Annotated in this window: 12 protein-coding genes; all 12 read right to left on the bottom strand. The window is 58.5% G+C overall.

What is annotated here, in order from left to right:
- Positions 1–11: 11 nt before the first annotated feature.
- Entirely contained in the window at positions 12–746 is a 735-nt protein-coding gene (locus tag AWM69_RS17490; protein WP_131655337.1) for an amino acid ABC transporter ATP-binding protein, read from the bottom strand.
- Positions 739–1,698: an amino acid ABC transporter permease gene (locus AWM69_RS17485; protein WP_373274334.1), complete on the bottom strand. Its 960-nt coding sequence runs from the start codon at positions 1,696–1,698 to the stop codon at positions 739–741. Before AWM69_RS17485 ends, AWM69_RS17490 begins: the two co-directional genes overlap by 8 nt.
- Positions 1,699–1,845: 147 nt before the next feature.
- A complete protein-coding gene (locus AWM69_RS17480) occupies positions 1,846–2,643 on the bottom strand; it encodes a transporter substrate-binding domain-containing protein (protein WP_131655329.1) in 798 nt (265 codons plus the stop codon).
- 242 nt (positions 2,644–2,885) lie between these two features.
- On the bottom strand, positions 2,886–5,438 hold the full coding sequence (gene mdoH / locus AWM69_RS17475) for a glucans biosynthesis glucosyltransferase MdoH (RefSeq protein ID WP_218727725.1): 2,553 nt from the start codon (positions 5,436–5,438) through the stop codon (positions 2,886–2,888).
- Complete coding sequence (locus tag AWM69_RS17470) at positions 5,431–7,158, bottom strand: glucan biosynthesis protein G (protein ID WP_218727723.1); 1,728 nt, start codon at positions 7,156–7,158, stop codon at positions 5,431–5,433. Before AWM69_RS17470 ends, mdoH begins: the two co-directional genes overlap by 8 nt.
- A 231-nt stretch (positions 7,159–7,389) precedes the next feature.
- Complete coding sequence (gene dtd, locus AWM69_RS17465) at positions 7,390–7,827, bottom strand: D-aminoacyl-tRNA deacylase (RefSeq protein ID WP_218727722.1); 438 nt, start codon at positions 7,825–7,827, stop codon at positions 7,390–7,392.
- Complete coding sequence (gene pip, locus AWM69_RS17460; protein WP_131655333.1) at positions 7,824–8,795, bottom strand: prolyl aminopeptidase; 972 nt, start codon at positions 8,793–8,795, stop codon at positions 7,824–7,826. The genes dtd and pip overlap by 4 nt, the downstream gene beginning before the upstream one ends.
- Positions 8,796–8,978: 183 nt before the next feature.
- Positions 8,979–9,779, bottom strand: a complete 801-nt coding sequence (hutG, locus tag AWM69_RS17455; protein ID WP_131655334.1) for an N-formylglutamate deformylase — start codon at positions 9,777–9,779, stop codon at positions 8,979–8,981.
- A gap of 10 nt (positions 9,780–9,789) precedes the next feature.
- Positions 9,790–10,995 (bottom strand): imidazolonepropionase, encoded by a 1,206-nt coding sequence (gene hutI / locus AWM69_RS17450; RefSeq protein WP_131655335.1) that lies wholly within the window; start codon positions 10,993–10,995, stop codon positions 9,790–9,792.
- Positions 10,996–11,022: 27 nt separating this feature from the next.
- Positions 11,023–12,426, bottom strand: a complete 1,404-nt coding sequence (locus tag AWM69_RS17445; RefSeq protein WP_218727720.1) for an amino acid permease — start codon at positions 12,424–12,426, stop codon at positions 11,023–11,025.
- A gap of 72 nt (positions 12,427–12,498) precedes the next feature.
- Positions 12,499–14,031, bottom strand: a complete 1,533-nt coding sequence (gene hutH, locus AWM69_RS17440; RefSeq protein ID WP_218727718.1) for a histidine ammonia-lyase — start codon at positions 14,029–14,031, stop codon at positions 12,499–12,501.
- 122 nt (positions 14,032–14,153) lie between these two features.
- On the bottom strand, positions 14,154–14,294 hold a 141-nt coding region (locus AWM69_RS17435; RefSeq protein WP_218727740.1), incomplete at its 5' end, for a hypothetical protein.

The following is a 14,294-nucleotide window of genomic DNA, read 5'->3' as shown; positions in this document are numbered from 1 at the left end:
CTACAAGGGCTTTACAGCACCTGACGCAAGAACGCCTGGGCGCGCAGGTCTTTAGGTGAGTTGAAGAAGTCCTGTGGGGCGGAGTCTTCCAGCAACTTGCCATGATCAAAGAACAGAACGCGGTTCGCCACTTCCCGGGCAAAGCCCATTTCATGGGTCACACAGACCATGGTCATGCCTTCGCGGGCCAGGGTCTTCATCACGTCCAGCACTTCGCCCACCATCTCCGGGTCAAGCGCCGAGGTGGGTTCGTCGAACAACATCACCTTGGGTTCCATCGCCAGCGCCCGGGCAATCGCCACACGCTGTTGCTGCCCACCCGAAAGGCGCGACGGGTATTCATTGGCTTTCTGCCCGATACCCACCTTTTCCAGCAAGGCCCGGGCCTTGGCCTCACGCTCAGTCTTGTTTCGCTTGCGCACGACCTTCTGTGCCAGGCACAGGTTTTCAAGCACGGTCATGTGCGGGAACAGGTTGAAATGCTGGAACACCATACCGACTTCACGCCGATAGGCGTTGACGTCGGTTTTCGGGTTGGCCAGGTCGACACCATCGATGCTGACCGAGCCGGAGTCGAATTCTTCCAGGCCATTGAGGCAGCGTAAAAAGGTCGATTTACCCGAGCCCGACGGCCCAATCACCACCAGAACTTCGCCTTTGGCGACAGTGGTGCTGACGTTGTCGACGGCGCGGACAACCTGCCCACGGGTATCGAAGACTTTTACCAGTTCGCGAACTTCAATCACTTTGCGCAAGCCTCCGCTCAAGCCGGCTGGCCAAATGCGACAGCGGCAGGTTGATCAACAGGTACAGGCCCGCTACGCAGAACAGAATTTCGAACGGCGAAAACGAGGTGGTGATGACTTCGCGGCCACTTTTGAGCAGCTCGGTAATGGCGATCACCGACACCAGCGAGGTGTCTTTGACCAGGCTGATAAATTGCCCGGCCAACGGTGGCAGTACACGCTTGAAGGCTTGCGGCAACACGACGTAGCGCATCGACTGGCTGGCGTTGAGGCCCAGCGAGCGCGCCGCTTCGTTTTGCCCGCGAGCAATGGACTGCACGCCCGAACGTACGATCTCGGCCACATACGCCCCGGTGAACAGCGACAGCGCGGCAATGCCGGCAAATTCGCGGGACAGGTTGAGTACGGTGCCAATAAAGAAGTAGAAGATGAAAATCTGCACCAGCAGCGGCGTACCGCGCACCAGCTCGACGTACAGCGTCGACAGGTCGCGCAGGGTCGGATTATTCGACAACCGGCACAGACCCGTGGCCAATCCGATGATCAAACCCAGGACCCCGGACACCAACGACAACCACACGGTCGTCCACAAGCCTAAAAGTAACGGCCCTGCCGCCCAATGCCGATTAACGCCAACCACATCGCCTTCATCCACATCGTCGCCTTCAGCCAGCTGCAGACTGTTGTCGGCAACGGTCAGGCGCTGCTCGCTGCCATCATCGGCGCGCAGCACGACTTCGGCGTTGTCGCCTTTGCGTACCAGCTCAATGACCGTCGAGGTTTCAGCGGCTCGCTGGGCTTCTTCAGCCTGATAGGCGAAGTACTGCGGAACACGATTCCAGCGCCATTCGTATGACATGAGGGAGGTGGCGTAATACAACGCACCTGCCAGACCGATCAGCACCAGCACGGTCAATACATGCCATGGCCACTGGGCTTTTTTTTGTTTTATCACGTTGCAATATTTCCGTAGAGGTCAGCGCGGACGGCTTTATGTAGCCGCTGCCGCAGGCTGCGATGGACTGCAAAGCAGCCCTGAAATCTTGAAGGCCCTGCGGGCCTTATCGCAGCCTGCGGCAGCGGCTACAGGGAATCGCACTTACTCCATGTCTTTGAGCCAGGTGGTGTCTTTGAACCACTTGTCATGGATGCGATCGTAAGTGCCGTCTTCGTGGATCTGGTGCAGGAAGTTATTGATGAAGTTGATGCTGTCGTAGTCGCCTTTCTTCAGACCAAAAGCCAGCGGCTCGTAGGTGAAGGGCTTGTCGAGGAACACCAGTTTTCCGTTGCCGAACTTGTTCACGGCAACAACGTTGTAAGGTGCGTCGTAGACGAAAGCATCAGCCTTGCCATTCACCACATCCAGCACGCCTTCTGGCTCATTGTCATAGCCGTGGTATTGAGCTTTGGACATCAGCTTGCGGGCGATCATCTCACCCGTGGTGCCGATCTTCGACGTCAGGCGGTATTGCGGGTCATTGAGGTCTTTGTAGGACTTGATCTTGCCTTCAAGCTCCTTGCGAATCAGCAAGGTCTGACCGACGACGATGAAGGGTTCGCTGAAGTTCAGGCGCAGGTTGCGTTCCTGGGTCAGGGTCATGCCGCTGCCGATCATGTCGAACTTGTTGGTCATCAAGGCGGGAATGATGCCGTCATAACCGGTGGAAACCATTTCCAGCTTAACGCCCATGGACTTGGCCATGGCCTTGAGCAGGTCGACTTCGAAACCGATGATCTGGCCGCGCTTGTTAGTCATCTCGAAGGGCATGTAGGTCGGGTCCATGCCCACCTTCAACGTGCCGCGCTTGACCGCGTCATCAATGGCGCCAGCATGGGCTGCGTTAACCGCCAATAGTGCAGTGACACCGAACAGCAGTTTCGATAGAAACTTCTTCATCATCAACTCCCCTGAACCTACTCAATAAAGGCATTGACCTGCGGCGGACTCAATACTGAAAGCCAGCACAGCCGGGCACTCACCCATTCGGAGACGGATGCTAACTCACTGAAGGGTTATGAGACGAGTTTTGCGATGGAAAAGCACGGCAGGCGGGGGGTAACAGCGTCCTCATCGCGAAAACGCTCGCTCCTGCAGGTGATTCAATCACTCTGCAGAAGCGAGCGTGCTCGCGATAGGGATCAGGCAGCAGGTTTCAATGGCAACAGTGGTGCGTGAGGGTCTGCGGCCACTGATTCACGCCAGGCGTTCAACCAGTCTTCGTGCCCCTCGTTCCACACCAGCGCGTGCAAGCGTGCCAACGCAACAGGGTCACTCAGCAGTGCCATGCGCAGGTTATTGTCGATCGCTTTGGGCCCCAGCTTGAGGGCCTGACGTACGCGCTCGGCGCGCAGCCACTCAATCGGCTCGGCTTCGCGGTGACGCGAGGTCGCCAGGGCACAGGCCAGGGCGTTCTGCTGCGGATCAACCACGGCCCGGACAAAGCCGTCGTTGAGTGCGCGGTAACGGTTCTCGTAGGTGTATTCAGCGGTGGCTGACAATTCACGCGGCGGCGCGTATTCCTCAGGAATCAGGAACAGGCTTTCGTCGCGGGACTTGAGGCCCAGCTTGACCCGGCTGGAGATCACCGACACCGGAATCGACAGCATCAGCGAACCGACAATCGGCACCAGCCACCACAGGAAGCTTGGATTCAACCACAACACCAACGCAGCCCAGGCCGCACCCAGCAGGGTTTGCGGACCATGGCGTCGTATGGCTTCGCTCCACGGGGTGGAGTCGTCGTCACGTTGTGGCGAGTTCCAGGTCGCCGCCCAGCCGAGGAATGCAGCCAGTACAAAGCGGGTGTGGAAGATCATGCGCACCGGTGCCAGCAGCATCGAGAACAGCATTTCCAGCAACATCGACAACGTGACTTTGAACTTGCCACCGAACGCCTTGGCGCCCTTGGCCCAGATCAGAATGATGCTGAGCAATTTAGGCAGGAACAGCAGCACGATGGTCGTCGAGAACAAAGCAACGGCTTTTTCCGGGTGCCATTGTGGCCACAGCGGATAAAGCTGACGAGGCTCCATGAAGTATTGCGGCTCCATCAGCGTATTGACCGCCAGCAGGGCCGTCGACAGCAGCAGGAAGAAGAACCATAACGGTGCCGATAGATACGACATGACGCCGGTCAGGAACACCGCACGGTGCACCGGGTGCATGCCTTTAACCAGGAACAGGCGGAAGTTCATCAAGTTGCCGTGGCACCAGCGACGGTCACGCTTGAGTTCGTCCAGCAGGTTCGGCGGCAGTTCTTCATAGCTGCCCGGCAGGTCGTAGGCAATCCACACGCCCCAACCGGCACGACGCATCAACGCGGCTTCAACGAAGTCGTGAGACAGAATCGCACCCGCAAATGCACCTTTGCCAGGCAACGGCGCCAGGGCGCAGTGCTCGATAAACGGTTTCATCCGGATGATCGCGTTGTGGCCCCAGTAGTGGGATTCACCCAACTGCCAGAAGTGCAGACCCGCGGTAAACAGTGGCCCGTAGACCCGGGTGGCGAACTGCTGCATGCGCGCATACAGCGTATCCATGCCCGACGCACGTGGCGCGGTCTGGATGATGCCGGCGTCTGGTGTGGCTTCCATCAGGCGCACCAGGCTGGTCAGGCACTCGCCGCTCATGACGCTGTCGGCGTCCAGCACCACCATGTACTTGTAATCGCCGCCCCAGCGACGGCAAAAATCGTCGAGGTTGCCGCTTTTACGTTTCACCCGGCGACGGCGACGACGATAGAAGATCCGGCCGAAGCCTTCTGTTTCGCGACACACATCCAGCCAGGCCTGCTGCTCTGCGACACAGATATCGGGGTCGTTACTGTCACTGAGGACGAAAAAGTCGAAGCGATCCAGGTCACCCGTGGCCGCAACCGATTCGTACGTGGCACGCAAGCCCGCAAATACGCGGGTCACGTCTTCGTTACAGATCGGCATTACCAATGCGGTACGTGCTTGTTCCGGGATCGGCTCGTTGCCCGCGCTGGCACCGGAAATCCGGTACTTGTCGTGGCCGGTGAGCAACTCCAGGAAGCCCATGAGGGCTGTCCAGAAACCCGCCGACACCCAGCAAAACAGAATCCCGAACAGGATCAGGATGCTGGTCTGCAAGGCATAGGGCAGCACTTGCTGTGCGGTTTGCATCAACGACTGGTGCATGATCTCGTCGAGATCGACGAACGACCAGCCCTGGTACGGCATGATGCCTTTCATGTACCAGCCCGCGACGATGGTCTGACCGAGCATCAGCACCAACAAGATGTAGCGGCGTATCGACCCCACCGTGCGCCAGCGCGCATGCGGCAGCACGCGCTCGTCAATTTTGGGAGCCGGGGGATTGCTGCGCCCGGTCAGGCGCCGCCAGCCACGAACCAGAATATTGGTTCGCCAAGGCTCGGGCACCACTTTGGTGCGCCGAATCGGTGGCGTCGCCTTGAGCATCACGCGGCCGCTGGCATCGAGGCCAAGCATTTCTGCTTCCTCCAGCTCCGCAGCCGAGCTGAGGTTCAGACGCGTGCCGACCGAGGCCTGGGCGGCCTCTTGGGCATCGGTGTCCGCTTGCGCCGACAACCTCGCGTGCAGCTCGGCGAACGACTCACAACTCGCCAGTTCGGCGCGTTGCTCATCGCTCAACGGTAAATGCGCCAAGTACTCGTCAAGCGAGACAGACGGAACGTTAATATTACTCATCGGCTGGCAACTGGTAGCTCCAGGTTTCGGTCAACACTTTCTCAGTCTTCACCGGTTCTGGCGTGGCAGGGGTCGCTTCGGCTGCAGGTTTGTTTGCGTCCTTGGCCGCGTGTGCTTTCTTCTCCTGAGCCTTGGCCGCGGCTTTTTCAGCCTTGGTCAGAGGTGCAGGTTTTGGTGCCGGCGTTACGACGTCTTGAACCAATGCTGCGCGCAACTCGGTGGACTTGCTCGGGTCCTTGAGCTTCAGGCGCAAGGTCAAGCGCCAGCCCTTGGTAACAGGGTTGTAGCGCACGTTGTTTTCAACCAGTTCGGCGTTGTCACCCACGCTGACCTGGCTGCGCACCGCCGCATCTTCAGGCAAGGCCTTGAGCGAAGGACCTTCGAAGTCGATCAGGTAAGCCACGCTGCCATCTGGCTGGCGAATCAGGTTGGACTGTTTGACGTCACCGGTGGAACGCAAGGTTTGTTTGACCCAGGCGCTGTCAGTCGGGTGCATTGCAGCTTCGTCCAGCGTCCAGTGCAGACGGTAGGCAAAATCAACTGGCTTGCCGGGCTCCGGCAACGTTTCCGGGCTCCAGAACGCAACGATGTTGTCGTTGGTTTCATCTGCGGTCGGAATCTCTACCAGGTCAACGGAGCCTTTACCCCAATCGCCTTGTGGTTCGATCCAGGCACTTGGGCGCTTGTCGTAGCGGTCATCAAGGTCTTCGTAGTGGCTGAAGTCGCGGCCACGTTGCAGCAAACCAAAGCCGCGCGGGTTCTCAACCGAGAAGTTGCTCACCGACAAGTGTTTCGGGTTGTTCAGTGGACGCCAGATCCACTCGCCATTGCCCGCGTGAATCGCCAGGCCCGACGAATCGTGCAGTTCGCGGCGGTAATTCAGCACTTTGGACGGCTGATTGGCGCCGAACAGGTACATGCTCGTCAGCGGCGCGATGCCCAGTTTGGTCACCTTGTCGCGCAGGAACATTTGCGATTTGACATCAACCACAGTGTCCAGACCCGGACGCAAGGTGAAGCGGTAGGCGCCAGTGGCACGAGGCGAATCCAGCAAGGCGAAGATCACCAGATGCTTGTCACCTGCCTTTGGACGCTCGATCCAGAACTCGGTGAAACGCGGGAACTCTTCACCCGATGGCAAAGCAGTATCGATCGCCATGCCACGGGCCGACAGGCCGTAGGTTTGACCTTTGCCGATCACGCGAAAATAGCTCGCGCCCAGCATGGTCATGATCTCGTCCTGCTTGTCCGCCTTGTTGATCGGATACAGCACGCGGAAACCGGCCCAGCCGAGGTTTTCGGTCACTTTAGGATCGAACTGAACGTCACCGAAATCAAAACGACTCGGGTCGTACTTGATTTCTTCCACCTTGGTGGCGGTCACTTCGTTGATTTTTACCGGCGTGTCGAAATGCATGCCCTGGTGATAGAAGGACAGCTTGAACGGGGTCTTTTGATCCGCCCACTGGGCCTTGTCGCCGATAAAACGGATTTTTTGATAATCCGCGAATTTCATGTCGCGGAATTCTTTAGGCAAATTACTGCGTGGGGCTTGGTACTTCTGTTCGGCGAGGGTTTTCGCCTCAGCCGCCACGTCATCCAGACTAAATGCCCACAGTTGACCCGCACCGAACAAGCAAAAGAGCGCAGAGCCCGTCACCAGTGCATTACGCAACCGCTTGGCAGACATTTTTGGTGCATTAAATGGACTAACAATCACGAGCAAACCTCGCCGAATACAGATGATGAAACCAACGGCCAGCGATCTACATGCCGGGTTGGCGAGCACTGTTCCGACAGCCGAAGGAATAAATGATTCCCCTGACGTGCCGGATAGGTCTCTGTGTAGCGCAGGATTATCTAGTAGGCCGCGCTACAACGCATCCACTGTCCGTAAGTATTTCATGTGAAAACCCCCTGTTTTCGGACGAAAACACGGTATTTCTGGGTATTAGGTTTGTAACATAAAAGTCACGGGGCCATCATTGACCAAATGCACCTGCATATCGGCCCCAAAACGCCCTGATTCGACCCGTGGATGCAGGCGCCTGGCCTCGGTCAACAGGTGGTCGAACAGTGCCTGTGCCAATGCGGGAGGTGCGGCCGTGGAAAAGCTCGGGCGCAAGCCATTTTGAGTGTCGGCTGCCAGAGTGAACTGGGACACCAGCAACAAACCACCGCCGATATCGGCCAGCGACCGGTTCATTTTTCCATCGGCATCGCTGAACACGCGGTAGTTGAGCAGCTTGTTCAACAACTTGGCCGCATTGGCCTGTGTATCGCCAGGCTCGACGGCCACCAGCACCAGCAGCCCCTGATCGATGGCGCCTACGACCTCCCCCGCCACTTCAACCCGCGCACCCGTCACACGTTGCAATAAGCCCTTCATGCTTCATCGGGCTGCAGGTTGAGCAGACGACGGGCCATTTGTTCGGTGGCACGCACCAGCGCATCGGTAATCCCCGGCTCAGTCGCGGAGTGACCGGCGTCGCGGATAACCTGCAATTCGCTGTCCGGCCAGGCCTGATGCAGCTCCCATGCGTTGTCCAACGGGCAAATGACGTCATAGCGACCATGAACAATGACCCCCGGCAAGTGGGCAATCTTGTACATGTCGCGAATCAACTGATTGGGTTCAAGAAACGCACTGTTGGTGAAGTAATGGCACTCGATACGGGCAATCGACAGCGCCCGATGCGACTCGCAAAAGCGGTCAACCACTTGCGGGTTGGGTCGCAGCGTCGCGGTGCGACCCTCCCACGTCGACCAGGCTTTGGCCGCGTGCATCTGGGCAATCTGGTCATTGCCGGTCAGGCGTTTGTGGAAAGCGCCAAGCAAGTCATGCCGCTCTTCCTCTGGAATAGGTGCCACATAGTCTTGCCAGTAATCCGGGAAAATGCGGCTGGCACCGGCCTGGTAGAACCATTCGATTTCTTGTGGCCGGGACAGAAAAATACCGCGCAGGATCAAGCCGTGAACTCGTTCGGGGTGGCTTTGCGCATACGCCAATGACAGGGTGGAACCCCATGAACCGCCAAACAGCACCCATTTATCGATGCCCAGGTACGAGCGGATGCGCTCCATGTCGGCGACCAGATCCCACGTGGTGTTGTTTTCAAGACTGGCGTGCGGCGTCGACCGCCCGCAACCACGCTGATCAAAGGTGATGATGCGGTACAGGTTGGGATCGAAATAGCAGCGACTGTTGGCATCGCATCCCGAACCCGGACCACCGTGAACGAACACCACCGGCAAACCGTCGGGCGAGCCACTCTCGTCAACGTAAAGCACATGGGGTGCATCAACGGCCAGCTCATGCCGGGCGTAGGGTTTGATCTGCGGGAACAAGGTTTGCATTACGCACTCCATGGGGCTGGAAAATGTTGCCGTCTGGCATCATAAACCCGATTGGCCCCAATGAGCATGCGCTTAAGAAAGTGTGAATAATTTTGCAGGAACGCCCTTGCTCGCGCCGTGATGGAACGCCGTTTTTCAGGTGTTCCACACGGCTGCCAGCGAGCGCGCTGGCTCCTGCAAGGGTCAGGCGTGCCGTTCGCGGCCCCATTCAATAATCCGTGCCAGCAACTGCTTGAGCACGACCTGGGTCGGTGCGGCCAGGTCTTCACGGTAAGTGAAAGGCTCTACCTCTTCCATATACGTGCATTGGGCCAGCTCCAGTTGCACCGCATGAATGTTGTCGGCAGGGCTGCCGTAATGGCGGGTAATGTGGCCACCCTTGAAGCGCCCGTTGAGCACATGGCTGTAGGCCGGATATCCGGCGCAAATCGCTTCCAGCTCGCTGGCCAGCGCCGGATCGCAGCTGGCACCATTGAACGTGCCCAGGTTGAAGTCCGGCAGCCGACCCTCAAACAAATGCGGGACGTGGGAGCGGATTGAATGGGCATCGAACAGCAGGGCGTAGCCAAACTCGTCCTTGAGCCGTGCCAGCTCTTGCTGAAGCGTCTGGTGATAAGGCTTCCAGATGTGCTCCAGGTAGGTCGCCCGCTCGGCGGCTGTTGGCACCTGGCCTTCACGGAACAGCGGCACGCCGTCAAACAGCGTGGCCGGGAACAATCCCGTGGTCGCCCCGACATACATCGGCGCATCATCTTCGGGCCGATTGAGGTCGATGACGAAGCGCGAGTACTCTGCCGCCAGGGTGCTGGCACCCAGCTCAGCTGCACACTCATAAAGCCTTGGAATATGCCAGTCGGTGTCCGGCAGGCTTTGAGCTTCGGGAATCAGCCCGGCTTCAACCGCAGGCGTCAGACGCAAGCCCGCGTGAGGCATGCTGATCAGCAATGGCACGCGGCCTTGTTTGAATGTCAGAACCTTATCCACAACTTTTCTCCTAAAGCACTGCGTCCACGCCATTGCGCACGACGCGTTTGTCCAGATCACCACCCAGCCAATACGCCAGATCCGCCGGGCGATCAATGTTCCAGGCCACAAAGTCGGCAACCTTGCCGGGCTCCAGCGAGCCGTGGGTTTCCCCCATACCCAAGGCAGTGGCAGCGTGCCGGGTCACACCCGCCAGGGCTTCTTCGGGGGTCATGCGGAACAGGGTGCAGGCCATGTTCATCATCAGGCGCAACGACAACGCCGGCGAAGTGCCCGGATTGAGGTCGCTGGCGATAGCGATTTTCACCCCGTGCTTGCGCAAGGCGTCCATCGGCGGCAGTTGGGTTTCACGCAAGAAGTAAAACGCACCGGGCAACAACACGGCCACTGTTCCGGCCTCCGCCATCGCCTGGGCGTCTTCTTCGGTCATGAACTCCAGGTGATCCGCCGACAACGCCTGATAGCGCGCCGCCAGACTGGAACCGTGCAACGATGACAACTGCTCGGCATGCAGCTTGACCGGTAAGCCCAACTGCTTCGCCACAACAAACACCCGCTCGACCTGTGCAGGTGAAAACGCCAGGTATTCACAGAACGCATCGACCGCGTCCACCAGCCCTTCTGCTGCCAGCGCGGGGAGCATTTCGTGGCAGATGTGATCGATATAATCGTCTGCCCGATCCTTGTACTCCGGTGGCAGGGCATGAGCCGCCAGGCACGTACTGCGTACCGTCACCGGCAGGGATTCGCCAAGACGGCGAATCACCCGCAGGATTTTGCGCTCACTTTCGAGACACAGGCCATAACCTGACTTGATCTCGACGCTGGTCACACCGTCACGCAACAAACAAATCAAACGCTGTCGCGCAGTGGCGAACAGCTCCTCTTCGCTTGCAGCGCGAGTCGCACGCACGGTGCTGGCAATTCCTCCCCCGGCCGCAGAGATTTCGGCATAGCTCACCCCTTGCAGGCGCTGCTCGAATTCGCCGCTACGATTGCCGCCAAACACCGTATGCGTGTGGCAATCGATCAGCCCCGGCGTCACCCATGCGCCCTCCAGGCCATGAACCTGGCCATATTCGCCCTCGGGTAACTGTAAACGCGGGCCAATCCACTCAATGTATTCATCACGGGTGACGATGGCCGCATCCTCGATAATCGAGTAAGCGCCATTGGCCATGGTTGCGACATTGCAGTGCTGCCAAAGGGTTTTCATTGCATCACTCCGTACAGGATCAAATACTCAGGAAAGCTCGGCAGCCACTTTAACCGCCCGTCCGGCCAGCGGCTTGACCCACAACAGATAAGCCACAACCAACAAGCCAATCCAGACTGCACCTACCATCAACGCGGCCTGGGTTTCAGGGAAGTAGCCGAGCACACCAAAGATAAACACCATAAACGCGATGGCTGCGATCGGCGCATACGGCCAGAACGGAACCGGAAACTTGAGCTCAGCCACTTCTGCGCGAGTCATGGAACGGCGCATGGCCACTTGAGTCACCAGAATCATCAACCACACCCACACGGTGGCGAACGTGGCAATCGAGGCGATAACCAGGAAGATGTTTTCCGGAATCAGGTAGTTCAGCACTACACCGCCCAGCAACGTGGCGCCCATCACCAACACCGTCATCCATGGCACACCGTGCTTGGAGATTTTGGCAAAGCCTTTGGGGGCCTGCCCTTGCTGAGCGAGACCATACATCATGCGCCCAGCCCCGAAGATGTCGCTGTTGATCGCCGACACGGCCGCCGAGATCACCACGATATTAAGAATGGTGGCCGCAGAGCTGATGCCCAGGCTGTCGAAAATCTGTACAAAAGGGCTGCCTTGGCTGCCGATCTGAGTCCATGGGTAAATGGCCATCAACACGAACAGGGTCAGCACATAGAACAGCAGAATCCGCAACGGCACGGCGTTGATCGCCTTGGGGATAACGCGTTGCGGGTCTTTGGCTTCACCCGCGGTAATGCCAATGATTTCAATACCGCCAAACGCAAACATCACCACCGCAAACGAAGCGATCAACCCGCCTACACCATTGGGCAGGAAACCACCGTGGGCCCAGAGGTTGCTGATACCGGTCGCCGCAGCGTCGGTGCTACCTGCCGCACCAATGCCAAACAGCATGATGCCGAAGCCTGCGAGGATCATCGCCACAATAGCGGCAACCTTAAGCAGGGACAGCCAAAACTCCATCTCACCGAAAACTTTGACGCTGCACAGGTTGAGGCCACCGATCAGCAGCACAATGCCCAGCACCCAGATCCAGCGCGAGACCTCGGGGAACCAGAACCCCATGTAAATGCCGAAGGCCGTGATGTCGGCCAGGCACACAATGATCATCTCAAAGGCATAGGTCCAGCCGAGAATAAAACCTGCCATCGGCCCCAAATACGTCGTGGCGTATTGGCCAAACGATCCTGAGACCGGATTGCGCACGGCCATTTCACCCAGTGCGCGCATCACCATAAAGACCGCCGCACCCCCGATCAGGTACGCCAGTAGCACCGCAGGTCCAGCCATCTGGATGGCAGCGGCTGAACCATAAAAAAGACCCGTTCCGATCGCTGAGCCCAGCGCCATGAAACGAATGTGGCGAGCAGATAACCCGCGTTTCAAACCTTGAGTTTGGCTTTGCATTTCGCGTCCTTAATTATTTTTGTCGGCGAAAACAGACACGCAGAGGGCCGAATGGCCCCCTGCGTCTGAGAGTTACAGGCTTGGAAGGATCTGGGCAGGCACCAATGCATTCAGGCAGCGCGATGCCAGCAACTGAATCGCGGCATCGATATCCGGGGCGAAGAAGCGGTCTTTTTCATAGAACGCGACCTTGCTGCGCAACGTGCTGCGTGCGATTTCAAGCTTGGGCGAGGTTTTCAGGCCATCACGCAAATCCAGCCCCTGGCATGCAGCCAGCCACTCGACAGCCAGCACGCCGCGTACGTTTTCGGCCATTTCCCACAAACGCTTGCCCGCCGCAGGAGCCATCGATACGTGGTCTTCCTGGTTCGCCGACGTAGGAATGCTATCGACGCTGTGTGGGTGCGACAACGCTTTGTTCTCACTGGCCAAGGCCGCAGCGGTCACCTGAGCGATCATAAAGCCGGAGTTGACGCCACCGTTGGCCACCAGAAATGGCGGCAACTGCGACATGTGCTTGTCCATCATCAACGAAATACGGCGCTCGCTCAGCGAACCGATCTCGGCAATCGCCAGCGCCATGTTGTCGGCAGCCATCGCCACCGGTTCGGCGTGGAAGTTACCGCCAGAAATCACATCGCCCTGCTCGGCAAATACCAGCGGGTTATCCGACACGGCGTTGGCTTCGATACCCAGGACTTCAGCAGCCTGGCGCAATTGGGTCAGGCAGGCACCCATGACTTGTGGCTGGCAACGCAGGGAGTACGGATCTTGTACTTTGTCGCAGTTTTTGTGCGACTCGGAAACTTCACTGCGGGTGCCCAACAGATCACGATAAATCGCTGCCGCGTCGATCTGGCCACGCTGGCCGCGGGCTGCGTGAATGCGCGGATCAAACGGCGAGCGCGAACCCAGCACCGCTTCAACCGTCAAGCCGCCGCATGCCATAGCGGCTGCAAACAGGTCTTCCCCTTCAAACAGGCCACGCAGGGCAAACGCTGTGGACACTTGGGTGCCATTGAGCAGCGCCAGGCCTTCTTTGGCGGCCAGCGTCAGAGGTTGCAAGCCTGCTTGCTTCAAGGCAGTGACGGCATCCAGCCATTCACCTTTGTAGCGCGCCTTGCCTTCGCCCAGCAGCACCAGCGACATATGGGCCAAAGGCGCCAGGTCACCCGAAGCACCGACGGAGCCCTTGAGCGGAATATGCGGGTAAACCTCAGCGTTGATCAGTGCAATCAGGGCATCGATTACTACCCGGCGAATCCCGGAGAAACCACGGCTCAGGCTGTTGACCTTGAGCACCATGATCAGGCGCACCAGCGCATCGCTGATCGGCTCGCCAATACCGGCGGCATGGGACAGCACCAGCGAACGCTGGAGGTTTTCCAGGTCTTCGCTGGCAATCTTGGTTGATGCCAACAAGCCAAAACCGGTATTGATCCCGTAGGTGGTGCGGTTCTCGGCAAGGATCTGCTCAACGCACGCCACGCTGGCATCGATCTGCGCCGAGGCACTGTCGTCCAGAGTGAGGGTGACCGGCTGTTGATAAATGTCACGCAGTTGGGCAAGGCTCAATTGGCCGGGAATCAGGTTTAGCTCAAGCACGTTAATACTCCTTCACGCGTTGCGAAAATTTTATAAACCATCTGTGTAACCGCCGCAGTTTGAAAGAGCGCGACCCCTTCGGGCTCGATCGCAGCCTTCGCAGCGGCTACAAAGGCCTGCAATTAGCCGTTAACCATCGGCAGGTTCAGGCCCTGCTCGTTGGCGCAGTCGATGGCGATGTCGTAGCCGGCATCGGCATGGCGCATCACCCCGGTGGCCGGGTCGTTGTGCAGGACGCGGGCAATGCGTTCGGCCGCTTCGTC

The organism is Pseudomonas sp. D1HM (assembly GCF_019266105.1).
Taxonomy (GTDB): domain Bacteria; phylum Pseudomonadota; class Gammaproteobacteria; order Pseudomonadales; family Pseudomonadaceae; genus Aquipseudomonas; species Aquipseudomonas taetrolens.
Note: the sequence above shows the minus strand (reverse complement) of the source record. Positions and strands in the feature narration are given on the sequence as shown.